A 16,763-nucleotide genomic window follows, 5' to 3' on the forward strand; every position below is an offset into this window, starting at 1 on the left:
GAGGTTAGGGGTTCGACTCCTCTCGGGCGCGCTTTTATTAACGGGAAGTGGCTCAGCTTGGTAGAGCACCTGGTTTGGGACCAGGGGGTCGCAGGTTCAAATCCTGTCTTCCCGATTTTCCCAAAAACACGGGGCCTTAGCTCAGCTGGGAGAGCGCCTGCCTTGCACGCAGGAGGTCAGCGGTTCGATCCCGCTAGGCTCCACTTATTTGAATATTATTTATGGCGGTGTAGCTCAGCTGGCTAGAGCGTACGGTTCATACCCGTGAGGTCGGGGGTTCGATCCCCTCCGCCGCTACCATAAAGGACCTTTAGCTCAGCTGGTTAGAGCAGACGGCTCATAACCGTCCGGTCGTAGGTTCGAGTCCTACAAGGTCCACCATTGGAAGTTTATATCTCGGAGGTATACCCAAGTTCGGCTGAAGGGATCGGTCTTGAAAACCGACAGGCGGCGAGAGTCGCGCGGGGGTTCGAATCCCTCTACCTCCTCCATTTTTTCTAAATTAAATATTATATCATCGCGGGGTGGAGCAGTACGGTAGCTCGTCGGGCTCATAACCCGAAGGTCGCAGGTTCAAATCCTGTCCCCGCAACCAAATGGTCCCGTGGTGTAGTGGTTAACATGCCTGCCTGTCACGCAGGAGATCGCCGGTTCGACCCCGGTCGGGACCGCCATTTTTTTTACATAAAGGCTCGGTAGCTCAGTCGGTAGAGCAGAGGACTGAAAATCCTCGTGTCGGCGGTTCGATTCCGTCCCGAGCCACCATTTTGAAGTCGCAAGCCGGCTTAGCTCAATTGGTAGAGCAACTGACTTGTAATCAGTAGGTTGGGGGTTCAAGTCCTCTAGCCGGCACCACTTTCAAAATGAGCCATTAGCTCAGTTGGTAGAGCATCTGACTTTTAATCAGAGGGTCGAAGGTTCGAATCCTTCATGGCTCACCATTTTCAATTTAATGCGGGTGTAGTTTAGTGGTAAAACAAGAGCCTTCCAAGCTCTGGTCGAGAGTTCGATTCTCTTCACCCGCTTTTCAATTATGGGCCTATAGCTCAGCTGGTTAGAGCGCACGCCTGATAAGCGTGAGGTCGATGGTTCGAGTCCATTTAGGCCCACCATAATTATTCCGCAGTAGCTCAGTGGTAGAGCTATCGGCTGTTAACCGATCGGTCGTAGGTTCGAGTCCTACCTGCGGAGCCATATTATAGAGAAGTACCCAAGTGGCTCAAGGGGCTCCCCTGCTAAGGGAGTAGATCGCGAACGCGGTGCGAGGGTTCGAATCCCTTCTTCTCTGCCAGAACTGGCCCGTTGGTCAAGTGGTTAAGACACCGCCCTTTCACGGCGGTAACACGGGTTCGAATCCCGTACGGGTCATACTAAAAGAGATAGCATAATCTGCTATCTCTTTTTTGTTGTGTAAAAGTGGACTTTGGATAGTCTGCTTTTTTTTTATGGATTTCTTGTATACTTTTTTCTATTTGAATCGTCTAACTAATAGAAAGGAGAGAGCGATGGAGTGTGAAAAGGTCATCGAATCGTTGATATATTTTGAGTTACGGTGGATATATTCCAAAAATCGTCTATATAATTTCATTTACCGATAAAAACGGAACTATCCACGTTCACAATCTAAACAAAACCCCTAAATTGGTATGGATTCCACACCTAATCCAATAACTTTACACTCTATGTGAAAAAGTTCACAATTAGGTCATAATTTGTGAAGTAATTCACAATAATCCATGCTACAATATGAATGTAAAGAAGTTAAACAACATTAAATTAGTATTTTAATTAATTACTTAAACAATAATAAAAAAATAGATGTAAACAATTGAAAGGGGAAATTAACATGAAAAAAGGTATCAATCGCGTAGTATTAGTAGGAACAGGAGCTGTAGGTTGTAGTTATGCTTACTCAATGATTAACCAAGGTGTAGCTGAAGAATTCGTATTAGTAGATGTTAATGAAGCAAAAGCAGAAGGAGAAGCAATGGACTTAAGCCATGCGGTACCATTCTCTCCAGCAGCAACAAAAGTTTGGAGCGGTAGCTATGCAGATTGTAAAGATGCAGATCTAGTTGTTATCACTGCTGGATTACCACAAAAGCCAGGCGAAACTCGTTTAGACTTAGTTGAGAAAAATACAAAGATCTTTAAACAAATCGTTCGCGGTATTATGGATAGCGGATTCGATGGAATCTTCTTAATCGCAACTAACCCAGTTGATATTTTAACTTACGTAACTTGGAAAGAATCTGGTTTACCGAAAGAGCGCGTAATCGGTTCTGGTACTACTTTAGACTCTGCTCGTTTCCGTTACATGTTAGGTGACTACTTAGATGTAGATCCACGTAACGTTCATGCTTACATCGTTGGTGAGCACGGTGACACTGAACTTCCAGTATGGAGCCACGCTACTGTAGGTGTACAAAAACTAGAAACAATCTTAGCGAACAACGAACAATACAACCAAGAAGATTTAGATAAAATCTTTGAAAATGTACGTGATGCAGCTTACCATATCATTGAGCGTAAAGGTGCAACTTACTACGGAATCGGTATGTCACTACTTCGTGTAACTAAAGCAATCTTAAGCAACGAGAACAGCGTGTTAACTGTATCTGCATACCTTGAAGGCCAATATGGTGAGAAAGATGCTTACGTAGGTGTTCCAGCTGTTATTAACCGCCAAGGTGTACGTGAAATCGTAGAACTTGAATTAAACGAAGAAGAAAAAGTGAAGTTCGCTCATTCTGTAAAAGTATTAAAAGAAACAATGGCACCAGTACTATAATAATTGCTAAATAATTCAGAGGCGGGAAACTGCTTCCTACCTCTGAGTTTTTATATAATTTAATATAAATTCCTTTTCCGGTTTCCCTTGTATATCCCCAATATACCCCTTTTGCTGGATCAGGGTCGTTTATAGAAAAGAGCACTCTATTTTATATAGAGTGCTCTTTATTATCCCGCTATTTGCCGGGCAGTAAGACCCCCACCTCAAAATGCAGCGAAAGCAAAGAAGTTAGGTGGGGGATCAACTGCCCGTAAAAGCCCGATTGGTGAAGGCTAATAATCAGTGGGGGATGAACAAAACCCCCACTGATTAAAGTTTCACTTTATCATTTTTTAGGCGCTAATCCTAATTTCTTTAAAATGTCTGCAAGTGTACCGCTTTTTGATTTTTCAACAGGTGTTTGTGATTTAGATGCATCTGGACCTTTTTTCAAGAAGTTCTTTTCAACGAAACGAATATCTTTTTCGTCGACAATACCATCTTTGTTAAGGTCACCGTCTTTTACAGATACTCCCTTTTTACCATAGTTGCTAGCGATAATTTCAGCATCTTTAATATCAATGACTTTATCTCCATTTACATCACCTGCAAGGTTTTCATCAGGTCGTGCATAATAATATTGGCCAAGCAGCTTACCATCTTTTTCAGTGCCTAATTTCGTTGTTAGGCGGCTTGTTAAATGCCCTGGGACTTCTACGAATAAGTTATAGTCACGTTTATTAACAGGAAGTCCATTTAATTTGAAGTATCCGTATTTATCTAGTGAGCCTTCAAATTTATGACGGTAAGAATCAGTTGCATATACTTTTACGCCAAGTTTCGTATAATCGAACTTTTCATCTAAATATCCACGTTCATTTACGAATGCACCAGGTTTAATATTTCCTTCTACTAGTGAGTTTAAAGACATAACTGAGAATGTTTGATCTTGCAGTACACGCATTCTGTTTGGCTCTGATTCACCTTGTTTCCAGTAAACGAATACTGGTAAATCTAATTGAGCATTTGCTTCATAAAATTCATCATTTTCTACTTTGAAAGTTACATCAATGAATGGGAAATCACCGTCTAATCCAGCGAAGTTTTTATCATCAATAGCTCCGCCTACTGTAACAGAACCTTCTTCTAGTTTTGGTTCATTTACTTTTGCCGTTACCCCTTTTTCAGAAAGGAGTTTTTCAAAAGCAGGATTCAATTTCGCATTTGCAAATTTGAAGTTCTTCTCTAGGAATTTTACGTTAAATTCTCCAGCAACAAATTGTTTTACGTGTTTAGCATCTAGTGTCACAGTGAATTCATCATTTTTATATAATTCTTTTTTATTATAATTAGCTTTTGCATATTGAGTACCTTGCGGGATAAACCAATAGTTATTTACACCGCTTGGATAGTCAGGGCCTGCAGTTGCATAATCGAAAATATACACGCCTGTGTTCATTGTGCCTTCCGTTCTGAAGGAGTCAGGTGTAATACCAACTTTAAAGTCACCATTTTCAGTAATCGGTAAAAACTTATGCAAGTATGGAGAATAGTCATAGTACATAACTCCGTTAGCCTCTTGCGTAATGTTTAATCCTTTTCCTTTTAAGTAGTCAACGTTTGAATCATATACATTTCCTTTAATCCATAGTGCTTTTTTACCGTCTTCTACTGTATAGTTTTCTTCATTTAGTTCATAAATACCAGGCTGTAATCCAGTTAATTTCACTTCTGGCGGTGTATTATCAATTACGACATAATCACCTTTCACACGTGCTTTCCCGGCTTTATCATAGCCAACAAATTCAATTGTGTAATCTCCTTCTGGTAAGTCGATTTTCTCATCACCAATTGGTTTTGCAGGATCATTTGTAAAAGGATACACTCTGCCGTTAAAGAATGAATCTAAGTAGTAATACACATCCGTTTTTAGTTCACTCGTGTTTAATGTTCCAATGAAGCCGAGCGCTTTATTTGTTTTTGAGTCTTTCACAATAAGATCTAACGTTTCAAGTTCGCTGTTTAATTGGAATGCCCCGTGAACATATGATTCACGGTATGGATTGAATGTAGATGTATCAGTTGAGATTGTTTTTCTTGATAATAGTGCATTTTCAATACCAGGCTCTGATACACGAATAGAGAACGGAATTTGATACGTTTCTTCTTTATTTTTCGTGTTTGTAATATGAATATATCCTTCATATCGGCCTTGTTTTGCACCAGCTGGAATATTAATTTTTGCCTCAATTTCATCTGATTTACCAGCATCAATCGTAAGTATTTCAGAAGTAGAAACTTTTACACCGTTTGCGGTAGCATCGTTAATAGCAGAAGATGCTGGTGTATAAGAAATTTCTGTTTTAAATTCTTTCTTCTCTTGTTTATTGCGATTTTCAATTTTAATTTTTCGTTTTTGTTCAATAGATTCCCCGTCTTTTTGATAGTACTTCCCGAATGCAATGGATCCAGTTTCTTCTGGTACTTCAATCACTTCATCATTTACAACTGTTTTTGTCGTATCTAACACTTTAAAACTTGTTTCAGTGTGAACAGAGTTATAAGCATCTACTCGTCCAGCTCCAACTTCATATACGGAATACTTTTCTTTTAAATCATCAGCTGTGTTCATAAGAGATGCCTTTACATCGAATGGAGAGTATTCTGGGTGTTCTTGCAAAATAAGAGCAGCAACGCCAGCGATATGTGGAGACGCCATGGATGTTCCTTGCATACGCTCATAGGAAACATCATAGTTTTCACCCTCTTGTGGGTCGTTAATATATTCAGGTACTGTTGAAAGTACCGCAACACCAGGCGCTGTAATATCAGGTTTAATATCATCATTCGATGTAACAGGGCCACGTGAGCTAAAGTCTGCAAGGTGATCACCTTCTGTTTGAATGTAATTGATTTCATCGAAAGTTAAGGATGTGCTGCCTTGTTCAATTTGAGCTTTTAGTTTTTCGCCATCTTCTTTCGTTAGGCGGAAGGCTGGAATGTATTTTGTGCTTTCACCAATGTAGAAAGGAATTTCTCCGTCCACATTGTTATAAATAATAACGGCTTTTGCACCAGCTTGTTTCGCATTAACGATTTTTTCATCAAATGAGAGTGTGCCACGTGCAACGAGTGCGATTTTTCCTTTTACATCCTTTTTACTAAACTCGTCAGGAGTACCGATTCCTACAGATTCAATAGGGAGAGATTGTCCTTTGAAATCTTCTATTTTATCAGTGAAGTTTTTGCCGAATAAAATTAGGTTAGGGAATTGTAATTGTCCAGCATGACCTGATAGTTTCGGTAAGGAAATAGAGCTATCGCTTGCCCCAACTGTAATAGCAAATGGAGAAGCACCTGGTGATCCGAGTGTCGCTGGATTTGGACCAGAGTTACCAGCAGCAACGACTGTAACAACACCGGAAAGCATTGCGTTATTAACAGCGATAGATGTTGGATCAAGCGGATTGTTACTATCGTCACCTAACGATAAGTTAATGACATTCATACCGTCAGAAATAGATTTATCGATTGCAGCAATAATACCAGAACTATCTCCGCTTCCATAAGGACCCAGTACACGATAGTTATACAGTTCAATGTCAGGTGCAACACCTTTTACTGCTGAATCTGATTTATTTTTCTTTTGAGCAGAAACGATACCTGCTACGTGAGTACCGTGTGCTGTGTAGAAGGAAGAACCACGATTATCAAATTCAGGAGCGCCAGATTGTTGCCACTCTGTATAAGTTGTTTCCATCGGATCTGCATCGTTATTAATAAAGTCCCAACCTTTTACAGAGTTTGGGTCTACCTTACTAGAATCTTCACCCGGTTTTGCGCGATAGCCTTTATACACATCTTTTAAGTCAGGGTGATTGTAATCAATACCTGTATCTAATACTCCGACTTTAATTCCTTTTCCGGTAATGCCCTCGCTATGTAACTTATCTACCCCAATTTGCGGAATGCTATCAGTTAGTTTTTGAGGTGCTTTTTGCTCAGCTTGTTTCGGTAAATTTAATTTTACTTCGTAATCTTTCCAAATACGTTTTACGACGCCAATTCGCAACAGTTCTTCAACTGTATTAGCTGGTAATGTCATCGCCACGCCGTTCATCGCATGTTTATAAGAGCGTTTAATTTGTACAGACTGGAAATTTCCTGATTTCACTGATGGGCTGAATTGGTGAAGGTGTTTTAATCCTTCTTGGAATTCTTCATGCTCTTGATCAATACGTGCCTTTATATTTTCAGGAGCAGCCTGCAATCCTTTTGCTTTTTGTTTCAATTCATTAATTTTTACTGGTGCAGTTTGAAACTCTACAATGATATTTACTGGTTCAGAACTACTTGTATTAATATCTGGTGAAATAGTAAAGCCAGGATTGGCATCCAATGTTTGTAATGCCAGGCGCTCTCCTTTGGAAAGTTTTGATAGTAAAGAATGAGCATTTGATAAGTCAATTTGGTTAATAGGGCTTTTAGCAAGAACATTGAAAGGAAGAGCTGTTGAAAATAGAACGCCAGCCGTTACAATTCCCGTAACAAAACGATTTTTCTTTTTCATGTATAAGCCTCCGATAATTTGTGTTTTTTAATAGAGAAAAAATAAGATTATTTCTCTTCACCTTTTGTTTGTTCTGCATTGAATGTCCAGTTTAGTTGTAAAGAATCACCTTGAAACTTATTTTGATCTTGGTCATTATCTTCAAATGAGAATAGAACGTGTAAGTAATCCGTTTTATCAGATTTAATACCATCTATTAAGTTATGACGTTCTAGAGAAGTAGCTACATCCTCAGGCTTCATAGTTTTTAGTTCTGATAGTTTTGTTTCCCATAAAACCTCGTGATCATCATTTGGATTAGATGGCTTACCATCGTTAACTAGAAACTTTACGACGATATGTTCACCTAAATCTTCACCAGCATTGTTTTGCTTTGCATCTGTAACTTCATAGGATGTTTCGAGTGATACTTTTGCAATATCCAATGTTCCTTTGTTTTCAAGCTTGAAATTTCTTTCAATAAAATCACCAGGCTTTAAATCTTTCACATCAACGATTACACTTGGATTAAGAGAAAGGTCTAGTGTTCCAGCTTGAAATGAATTATTCGATGTTTCAGAATCACTGAAATAGGCGAATACACCACCGAATGTAAGGGATAAGCCAAGTGTGGCTGTGACAAATCCCATTCCTACTTTTTGTTTTAATGACATAAGAAAGCCCCCTAGTTTAAATTTTCATCAAACGTTCGCATGGAATATGAATAGAGTAAACATAGCATTTCAGTATGAATTATATTGGCGAAGGATTGATGTTCTTTATTGAGAACAAGTATATGCTTATGAATTTTCCATTTCAAGAAAATTGTGACAAATAATGTTGAGAAACATTTTTTTATGACAGATTATTTTGTTACGATTTTAAGTGATAAATAGCGAGTAAAATAGGATAAATCTAATGAAATAAAGGTTGAGAAATAAATAATAGGATGAAAGACTAGTAGGGAATGAAGCGTTTGCAATGAATATTCGTCAAAATTCGATATTTTACACAGTAAATTTGAATATTTTAAGCGAAATTAAAGAAAAAAACGAATATTTTTTAAAAAATAACAAGGATATTTCAGTTTTTCGCAGAAATGATAAAGAGTAAAAAATTTCTGTCATCTTAGTGAGGTGAACATATTGGATGTAATAAATTGTGAAGAAGTGAAACGAGATGAGTTTCATACAGAAAAGTACTATGACAGTTATAACATCTTTGGGGCACATATTGTGACGGAAGATGGGATGCGAGGTGTACGATTTACAGTATGGGCTCCTCATGCGAAAGCAATGAGTGTTGTTGGAGATTTTAATGAATGGGATTATGAGCAACATAAGATGCTACAAGTGACAGAAGAGGGGATTTGGTCCTTGTTTGTACCGCATATTGCAGAGAATGAGATATACAAGTATGCGATTGAAACGATGGACGGTTCCGTTATTTTAAAAGCAGATCCTTACGCAGTATATGCAGAAGTAAGACCAAATACGGCATCTGTAGTTTTTGATATAGAGGGATATGAATGGAATGATAAAAACTGGATTCGTAAGAGAAAGAAAAAATCGATTTATAAAGAAGCGATGACAGTTTATGAATTACATTTCGGTTCTTGGAAAAAGAAAGAAGATGGCGCTCTGTATTCTTACAGAGAAATGGCCGAGGAGCTCATTCCGTATGTGGTGGAACATCAATTTACACATATTGAAATTATGCCGCTTGTTGAGCATCCATATGATCGTTCTTGGGGATATCAAGGAACAGGGTATTATGCAGCAACAAGTAGATTCGGCACGCCACATGATTTGATGTATTTTGTCGATGAATGTCATAAATATGGAATCGGTGTCATTTTAGATTGGGTGCCGGGGCATTTTTGTAAAGATGCTCACGGTTTATATTTGTTTGATGGGACACCGACTTATGAATATAAAGATATAGATGTACAAGAAAACCTGATATGGGGAACTGTTAATTTTGATTTAGGGAAGAGAGAAGTACGTAATTTCTTAATTTCAAATGCATTATTTTGGATGAGGTATTTCCATATTGATGGTTTCAGGGTAGATGCAGTTGCGAATATGCTGTACTGGAATAAAGAAGGAAAAGAGCAAAGTAATGAACACGCTGTTTCTTTCTTAAGAGAGTTAAATGAAGCTGTGTTTGCAGAAGATGAAGAGTTTCTTATGACAGCAGAAGATTCAACAGCTTGGCCGCTTGTAACAGCTCCAACGTATGAGGGTGGACTTGGATTCAATTATAAATGGAATATGGGTTGGATGAATGACGTGCTGAAATATATGGAATGTGCACCAGAGTACCGGAAATACATTCATGAGAAAATGACATTCTCTTTACTATATGCTCACTCTGAAAACTTCATATTGCCACTTTCTCATGATGAAGTCGTTCATGGGAAAAAGTCGTTATTAAATAAAATGCCAGGAGAGTACTGGGATAAGTTCGCCCAACTTCGTTTATTATATGGATATTTCTTTACTCATCCAGGTAAGAAATTACTCTTTATGGGTGGAGAATTTGGCCAATTTGATGAGTGGAAAGATCTTGAAGATTTAGATTGGAATTTACATGATTTTGAAATGCATCGTAATATGCATGATTACTTTAAAGAGCTCATAGCATTGTATAAGCGTTCAAAACCACTTTGGCAGTTAGATCACTCGCCTGAAGGGTTTCAGTGGATTGATGCTAATAATAATGAGCAAAGTATTTTCTCGTTTATTCGCCAAGGGGATAAGCAAGAAGATGCGTTAGTTGTCGTATGTAATTTTACGAAAGCTACATATGAAAACTATAAAGTAGGTGTACCAGATTTCGAGTATTATAACGAAATTTTAAACAGTGATGCTGAGCAATATGGCGGATCGGGGCAAGTGAATAAGAAACGTCTCAAGGCAGTTCTAGAACCGTATCATAATCAAGCGGCACATGTAGAAATTACAATTCCACCATTTGGCGTATCCATATTACGACCAGTGAAGACGAGAAAGGGGAGCAAAAAACAAGATGGCTCAAAAACAAAAGTGCGTAGCAATGTTACTAGCAGGGGGAAAAGGTAGTCGTTTAAGTGCATTAACAAAAAATTTAGCTAAGCCAGCTGTTCCATTTGGTGGTAAATATCGCATTATTGATTTTACGTTAAGTAACTGCGCAAACTCCGGTATTGAAACGGTGGGGATTTTAACACAATATCAACCGCTAGAACTTCATAATTATATTGGAATCGGAAATGCTTGGGATCTTGATCGTGTAAACGGTGGAGTCACTGTGTTACCTCCCTATGCGGAGTCTTCAGGGGTGAAGTGGTATACAGGTACGGCAAGTGCTATTTATCAAAACTTAAACTATTTAAGTCAGTACGAACCAGAATATGTCCTTATTTTATCAGGCGATCATATTTATAAAATGGATTACAGTAAAATGCTAGATTACCATATTGAGAAAGAAGCAGATGTTTCAATTTCTGTTATTGAAGTGCCTTGGGATGAAGCAAGTCGCTTTGGCATCATGAATACAAATGAAGAGATGGAAGTTGTTGAATTTGAGGAGAAACCGCAATTTCCAAGAAGTAACCTTGCATCAATGGGAATTTATATTTTTAACTGGGCTATTTTAAAAGAATATTTAGAGATGGATGCAAGAAATCCTGAATCTAGTAATGACTTCGGAAAAGATGTACTTCCACTTCTATTAGATGAAGGGAAGAAGTTGATGGCGTATCCGTTTGAAGGATATTGGAAAGATGTTGGAACGGTGAAAAGCTTATGGGAAGCGAATATGGATTTACTTCGTGATGAAACATCGTTGAACTTGAACGATCGTAATTGGCGCATTTATTCTGTGAATCCAAACGAGCCGCCTCAATATATTGCAGAACAGGCAAAAGTAGAAGAATCACTTATTAATGAAGGATGCGTCATTGAAGGGGACGTGAAGCATTCTGTTTTATTCCAAGGAGTAACGGTAGAAGAAGGTAGTATGGTAATCGATTCTGTCGTTATGCCTGGGGCAAAGATTGGTAAAAACGTTGTGATTGAAAGAGCGATTGTTGGATCAGAAATGGTTATTGAAGATGGGACAATAATTCGCCCAGAAAAAAATGTTGACGATGTAGTACTAATTGCTGAAGGAAAATAGAAAAGGGGGATGAAATGAATGGGAGAAAAAATGTTAGGAATTATTAATGCAACGGGAAGTTTTCCTTCCTTAAAGAAAGTAACAGGGCATCGTTCATTAGCGGCGTTACCGTTTGGAGGCCGTTACCGACTCATTGATTTCATGCTTTCAAATATGGTGAATTCTAATATTCATAGCGTGGCGGTTTTTACAAGTCATAAAAATCGTTCTTTAATGGATCATGTCGGTTCAGGAAAACAGTGGGATTTAGATAGAAAGCGTGATGGCCTGTTTTTATTCCCACCGAATTGCCAATGTGATCATGACGAATTTGGATCTTTTGCACATTTTAGAAGACATATTGATTATTTTCTAAGAAGCAGAGAAGAGTATGTTGTTATTACGAATAGCCATCTTGTAACAGCGTTAAATTTTCAAGCGGTGCTAAAGCGACATATACATACGTCTGCAGATATTACTGAAGTTTGTCATGAAGGGGTTTCGCTTCAAACATATGTGTTAAAGAAACAATTATTGCTAGATTTATTTGAGACATATAAAGATGTGGAGCAATATAGTTTATTTGATGTAGTGAGAGAAAAGCGCGGAAAATCACTGCATATTGCTACGTATGAGCATACAGGATATGTAGCAATTATTGATTCGATTGAAAGTTACTATAAACATAGCTTAGAAATTTTGCAGCCTTCTATTTGGAAGCAATTATTTAAGAAAGAAGCACCGATCTTTACGAAAGTAAAAGATGAACCACCAACTCGTTACCTGAAGGGTGCAGCCGTGAAAAATACAATGATTGCAAACGGCAGTATTATTGAAGGAGAAGTAGAAAATAGTGTTATCTCCCGTTCTGTTAAAATTGGAAAAGGTTCAATTGTTCGTAATAGCATTATTATGCAAAAGAGTAAAATTGGAGATAATTGTATAATAGACGGTGTTATTATTGATAAAGACGTGAAACTTGGCGACGGCGTAGTGTTAAAAGGAAGTGCTGATGAGCCATATGTTGTAGAAAAAGGTAGTGTACAAAATAGTACAATCAATAGTTATTCGTAAATAGCAGGTACATAATTAGTGGGGGATTTAGAAAACCCCCACTAATTATGGTTTTACTCTACATGAAAACTCGAAGGGAGGAAGCTGTAAGAAGAGCGATTTGTGATGTATACGCTTTTCGTGCAGTGGAACAACAGGTGAATATTTTATTTGCAGTATCAGAATGTGTACCGTTTATTAAATCCGGAGGTCTAGCTGATGTAGCAGGAGCGCTCCCAAAAGAATTAAAAAAATTAGGAGTGAATGTTCGCATTATACTTCCGAACTACAGTCTTATCCCGAAAGAGCTAAGAGAAGGATGTACGCTTCATAAAGTAATTAACGTTCCTCTTGGATGGAGAAACCAATATTGCGGGATTTTAAAAGGTGAGCAGGATGGGATTACGTATTACTTAATAGATAATGAATATTATTTTAAGAGAGATTCTCTATATGGTCATTATGATGATGGGGAGCGTTTTTCTTATTTTTCAAAAGCAGTTTTAGAGTGTATTCCGCATCTTGATTTCGAAGTAGATGTTCTTCATAGCCATGATTGGCACACAGCTATGGTTAATTTCTTGCTTCGTGAAAAGTATCAAGATAACCCGTTATATGAGCATATTAAAACAGTATATACGATTCATAACTTGCAGTTCCAAGGTGTATTTCCTCCTGAAGTGATGTACGACTTACTGGAGCTTGGTCATGAATATTTTCATAGTGAACAGCTTGAGTTTTATGGAAACGTGAACTTTATGAAAGGCGGTATTATCGCATCTGACCAAATTACAGCGGTTAGCCCGACATATAAAGAAGAGATTCAATATGAGTTTTTCGGTGAGAAGCTAGATGGATTGTTACGAAAGAATAACAATAAGCTTAGTGGCATTGTAAATGGAATTGATACGAGCGTATATAATCCAGAAACAGATTCGTATATTACTGCTCAGTATAGTGCAGAGTCATTAGATGGAAAGAATGAAAATAAACGTGCATTGCAGCGTTATTTTGGTTTGCCAGAAAAAGAAGATACGCCAGTTATTTCGATGGTAACACGATTAACGAAGCAAAAGGGGCTTGATCTAGTACGTACTGTATTCCGTGAAATAATGGAAGAAGATGTACAATGTATTATTTTGGGATCAGGCGATTCTGAATACGAGCAGTTCTTTGAATGGATGGCATACGAGTATCCAGAAAAGGTAAAAGTATATATCGGATTTAATGAAGAGTTAGCGCACCAAGTATATGCGGGAAGCGATTTGTTTTTAATGCCATCGCTGTTTGAACCGTGTGGCCTTGGACAACTTATTGCACTAGCATATGGTACGATTCCAATTGTAAGAGAAACAGGCGGATTAAATGATACTGTACATTCTTACGATGAAGAAACTGGAATTGGAAATGGCTTTAGCTTTACGAACTTTAATGCACATGACATGTTACATACAGTTCTTCGTGCAATTGAGTTTTATCAAGATAAACCGGTATGGGATAGGCTTGTAAAGCAAGCGATGACTGAAGATTATAGCTGGGGGAAATCGGCTCTTGCGTACAAGAAATTGTATAAAAGTCTCATGGAATAACATTGAGGTGGTGAATAAATGTTTACTCATGTTGAAAGTTTCAAATCCGCTTTTCTAGAAAAATTAGAAACGATGTATGGGAAAAGTTTCAAAGATTCTACAACTCGTGATCAGTATAATACGCTTGGTCATATGGTACGTGAGTATATGAATAGTCAATGGATTGCAACGAATGAAAGTTATCGGTCTGGAGACCAAAAGCAAATGTATTACTTATCCATTGAATTTTTACTCGGGCGTTTGCTTGGAAGCAACATATTAAACTTAGGTATCAGGGATGTATGTGAAAAGGGGCTTTCTGAACTTGGAATTTCTTTGCACGAGTTAGAAGAAGTTGAAGCAGATGCAGGACTTGGAAATGGTGGGCTTGGACGATTAGCAGCCTGTTTTCTCGACTCGCTTGCTTCTTTAAACTTACCAGGACATGGCTGTGGTATTCGTTATAAGCATGGCCTGTTTGATCAAAAAATTGTTGATGGCTATCAAGTAGAATTTCCAGAACAGTGGCTTCTTCATGAAAATGTTTGGGAAGTAAGAAGGTATGATCAAGCTGTAGAAGTAAGTTATTTCGGAAACGTTGAACCGCTAGAAATTGATGGGCGTTTAGAGTTCAGGCATACAAATGCAGAAGTTATTATGGCAGTACCATATGATGTACCAGTTATAGGGTATGAAACAAGTACTGTAAACACGCTCAGACTTTGGAATGCGGAGCCAGTTCCATTCCCGCAAAATTGTAAAGATATTTTGAAATATAAGCGTGAAACAGAGGCTGTATCGGAGTTTTTATATCCAGATGATACGCATGATGAGGGGAAAATACTTCGTTTGAAACAACAATATTTCCTCGTATCAGCAAGTTTGCAAAATATCGTTCGTATGCACAGGGAGAGACACGGTAGTCTTCGTCAGTTACATGAAAAAATCGCGATTCATATAAACGATACACATCCGGTTCTAGCAATTCCAGAACTTATGCGTATTTTATTAGACGAAGAAAAATTGACATGGGAAGAAGCTTGGCACATAACAACGCAGACGATTTCCTATACGAATCATACGACGTTATCAGAAGCGCTTGAGAAATGGCCAATTCACATTTTTAAACCGTTATTACCGAGAATTTATATGATTATTGAAGAAATTAATGAACGTTTCTGTCATGAGCTTTGGGACCGTTATACGTACGATTGGAAGCGTATTGAGGACATGGCCATTATTGCGCATGACCTTGTGAAAATGGCTCATTTAGCGATTGTCGGTAGCCATAGCGTTAATGGTGTAGCGAAAATCCACACAGAAATTTTAAAGCAGCGTGAAATGAGATTGTTCTATGAATTTTATCCAGATAAGTTTAATAATAAAACGAATGGAATTGCTCATAGGCGCTGGCTAATGAAGGCGAATCCGCAGCTGACGAATCTTATTTCGGAAGCGATTGGAACAGAGTGGAAGAAAGAACCGATTAAGCTTCAAGCTCTGCAAACATTTCAACACGATGTTAGTTTCCAAGAAATGCTTGCAGGGGTAAAACAAGAGCGTAAGATTATTTTAGCGGAGCGCATTCATAATAAAATGGGGATCACGATTGATCCAAATTCTATTTTTGATGTGCAAGTGAAAAGACTACATGCCTATAAACGACAATTATTAAATGTTCTTCATATTTTATACTTGTATAACCGTTTAAAAGAGGATACTAGTTTTTCATTTTACCCGCGTACTTTTATTTTTGGAGCGAAAGCATCACCTGGCTATTATTATGCGAAGAAAATTATTAAATTAATAAATGAGCTTGCAAGAAAAGTAAATAATGATCCGTACGTAAGTCAGTTTATGAAAGTTATCTTTCTAGAAAACTACCGAGTTTCTTTAGCTGAAGATATATTCCCGGCGGCAGATGTAAGTGAACAAATTTCAACTGCGAGTAAAGAAGCATCGGGAACAGGTAACATGAAATTCATGATGAATGGTGCAATCACACTCGGAACGTTAGATGGGGCTAATATTGAAATAAAAGACAGGGTCGGTGATGATGCCTGCTTCATTTTTGGCTTAACGGCAGATGAGGTTCTTCATTACTATCAAAATGGTGGATATCGTGCAAGTGATTATTATCACCATAATATGCATATTAAAAAAGTAGTAGATCAGTTAACGAATGGTTTCTTTGCACAGTCGGGAGCTGAATTTGAAGCGATTTATGATTCTCTCGTTATTCAAAACGATGAATACTTCGTTCTTCGGGATTTTAGCCCATATGCTGAAAGACAAGAAGCTGTCGGAAGGGCCTATGAAAATAGGCAGAAATGGCTGGAAATGTCGATTTTGAACATTGCACAATCTGGGCATTTTGCGAGTGATCGAACAATTTTGCAGTACAGTAATGAAATTTGGGGAATTGGTAATACTGTTAAACTGTTTTAGATAAAAGCCCCTTTTGAAGGGGCTTTTATTTATTCACCTTTAAATCAAGAATACGATTGCTTAGAAAAATAAAACGAGCTTAATGAGATTAAGCTCGTTTTACTTATTTTGCTTAAGAAAGAAATGGGATAGTGGTATATATTATACCTGTTCCACCATATTCCCCTGTCGCAAAGTATGAAAATGTAAAGAAACCTGTAAACGAAAAAATTATTATAAGAAAAAGTGCAAA

Annotated in this window: 8 protein-coding genes and 15 tRNA genes; 21 read left to right on the plus strand and 2 right to left on the minus strand. The window is 37.9% G+C overall.

What is annotated here, in order from left to right:
* Positions 1-41: 41 nt before the first annotated feature.
* The 16 genes from Q3V31_RS11785 (at position 42) to Q3V31_RS11860 (ending at position 2,791) form a co-directional block, all read left to right on the plus strand.
* Positions 42-115: transfer RNA gene (locus tag Q3V31_RS11785), tRNA-Pro, on the plus strand.
* 15 nt (positions 116-130) lie between these two features.
* Positions 131-203: transfer RNA gene (locus Q3V31_RS11790), tRNA-Ala, on the plus strand.
* Positions 204-223: 20 nt separating this feature from the next.
* Positions 224-300 (plus strand) — tRNA-Met (locus Q3V31_RS11795).
* A gap of 4 nt (positions 301-304) precedes the next feature.
* A tRNA-Ile gene (locus Q3V31_RS11800) sits at positions 305-381 on the plus strand.
* Between the two features lie 17 nt (positions 382-398).
* A tRNA-Ser gene (locus tag Q3V31_RS11805) sits at positions 399-491 on the plus strand.
* A 27-nt stretch (positions 492-518) separates the two neighbouring features.
* A tRNA-Met gene (locus tag Q3V31_RS11810) sits at positions 519-595 on the plus strand.
* A gap of 3 nt (positions 596-598) precedes the next feature.
* Positions 599-674 (plus strand) — tRNA-Asp (locus Q3V31_RS11815).
* A gap of 15 nt (positions 675-689) precedes the next feature.
* A tRNA-Phe gene (locus Q3V31_RS11820) sits at positions 690-765 on the plus strand.
* A gap of 14 nt (positions 766-779) precedes the next feature.
* Positions 780-855 (plus strand) — tRNA-Thr (locus Q3V31_RS11825).
* 10 nt (positions 856-865) lie between these two features.
* Positions 866-941 (plus strand) — tRNA-Lys (locus Q3V31_RS11830).
* A 13-nt stretch (positions 942-954) separates the two neighbouring features.
* A tRNA-Gly gene (locus tag Q3V31_RS11835) sits at positions 955-1,025 on the plus strand.
* Positions 1,026-1,035: 10 nt separating this feature from the next.
* Positions 1,036-1,112 (plus strand) — tRNA-Ile (locus tag Q3V31_RS11840).
* Positions 1,113-1,119: 7 nt separating this feature from the next.
* A tRNA-Asn gene (locus Q3V31_RS11845) sits at positions 1,120-1,194 on the plus strand.
* Positions 1,195-1,200: 6 nt separating this feature from the next.
* Positions 1,201-1,291: transfer RNA gene (locus tag Q3V31_RS11850), tRNA-Ser, on the plus strand.
* Positions 1,292-1,296: 5 nt separating this feature from the next.
* Positions 1,297-1,368: transfer RNA gene (locus tag Q3V31_RS11855), tRNA-Glu, on the plus strand.
* Between the two features lie 478 nt (positions 1,369-1,846).
* The gene (locus Q3V31_RS11860) at positions 1,847-2,791 is read left to right on the plus strand and encodes an L-lactate dehydrogenase (protein ID WP_044737443.1); all 945 of its coding nucleotides are present in this window, start codon (positions 1,847-1,849) and stop codon (positions 2,789-2,791) included.
* 328 nt (positions 2,792-3,119) lie between these two features.
* Here Q3V31_RS11860 and Q3V31_RS11865 read toward each other — a convergent pair whose 3' ends face one another.
* The gene (locus Q3V31_RS11865; RefSeq protein WP_329765204.1) at positions 3,120-7,343 is read right to left on the minus strand and encodes a S8 family serine peptidase; all 4,224 of its coding nucleotides are present in this window, start codon (positions 7,341-7,343) and stop codon (positions 3,120-3,122) included.
* A 47-nt stretch (positions 7,344-7,390) separates the two neighbouring features.
* Positions 7,391-7,996, minus strand: coding sequence for a CalY family protein (locus Q3V31_RS11870; RefSeq protein ID WP_329765205.1), 606 nt, complete (start codon positions 7,994-7,996; stop codon positions 7,391-7,393).
* Between the two features lie 471 nt (positions 7,997-8,467).
* Here Q3V31_RS11870 and glgB point away from each other — a divergent pair, with 471 nt between their 5' ends.
* From glgB to glgP, 5 genes are all read left to right on the plus strand, one after another.
* Positions 8,468-10,405: a 1,4-alpha-glucan branching protein GlgB gene (glgB, locus tag Q3V31_RS11875; protein ID WP_000382599.1), complete on the plus strand. Its 1,938-nt coding sequence runs from the start codon at positions 8,468-8,470 to the stop codon at positions 10,403-10,405.
* Positions 10,353-11,483: a glucose-1-phosphate adenylyltransferase gene (gene glgC, locus Q3V31_RS11880; RefSeq protein ID WP_000057600.1), complete on the plus strand. Its 1,131-nt coding sequence runs from the start codon at positions 10,353-10,355 to the stop codon at positions 11,481-11,483. Before glgB ends, glgC begins: the two co-directional genes overlap by 53 nt.
* An 18-nt stretch (positions 11,484-11,501) precedes the next feature.
* Positions 11,502-12,536, plus strand: a complete 1,035-nt coding sequence (gene glgD, locus Q3V31_RS11885; protein ID WP_000504135.1) for a glucose-1-phosphate adenylyltransferase subunit GlgD — start codon at positions 11,502-11,504, stop codon at positions 12,534-12,536.
* A gap of 137 nt (positions 12,537-12,673) precedes the next feature.
* Positions 12,674-14,104 (plus strand): glycogen synthase GlgA, encoded by a 1,431-nt coding sequence (gene glgA / locus Q3V31_RS11890; protein ID WP_033656798.1) that lies wholly within the window; start codon positions 12,674-12,676, stop codon positions 14,102-14,104.
* 18 nt (positions 14,105-14,122) lie between these two features.
* On the plus strand, positions 14,123-16,531 hold the full coding sequence (gene glgP / locus Q3V31_RS11895) for a glycogen phosphorylase (RefSeq protein WP_000494065.1): 2,409 nt from the start codon (positions 14,123-14,125) through the stop codon (positions 16,529-16,531).
* Positions 16,532-16,763: the final 232 nt, after the last annotated feature.

It is taken from the genome of Bacillus nitratireducens, from assembly GCF_036320425.1.
In the GTDB taxonomy this organism is placed as follows: domain Bacteria; phylum Bacillota; class Bacilli; order Bacillales; family Bacillaceae_G; genus Bacillus_A; species Bacillus_A nitratireducens.

Bases quoted from the DNA above. Each gene is read 5' to 3' on its own strand.
- glgD (WP_000504135.1), top strand. From the start codon at position 11,502: ATGGGAGAAAAAATGTTAGGAATTATTAATGCAACGGGAAGTTTTCCT.
- Q3V31_RS11870 (WP_329765205.1), bottom strand. From the start codon at position 7,996: ATGTCATTAAAACAAAAAGTAGGAATGGGATTTGTCACAGCCACACTT.
- glgC (WP_000057600.1), top strand. From the start codon at position 10,353: ATGGCTCAAAAACAAAAGTGCGTAGCAATGTTACTAGCAGGGGGAAAA.
- Q3V31_RS11860 (WP_044737443.1), top strand. From the start codon at position 1,847: ATGAAAAAAGGTATCAATCGCGTAGTATTAGTAGGAACAGGAGCTGTA.
- Q3V31_RS11865 (WP_329765204.1), bottom strand. From the start codon at position 7,343: ATGAAAAAGAAAAATCGTTTTGTTACGGGAATTGTAACGGCTGGCGTT.
- glgP (WP_000494065.1), top strand. From the start codon at position 14,123: ATGTTTACTCATGTTGAAAGTTTCAAATCCGCTTTTCTAGAAAAATTA.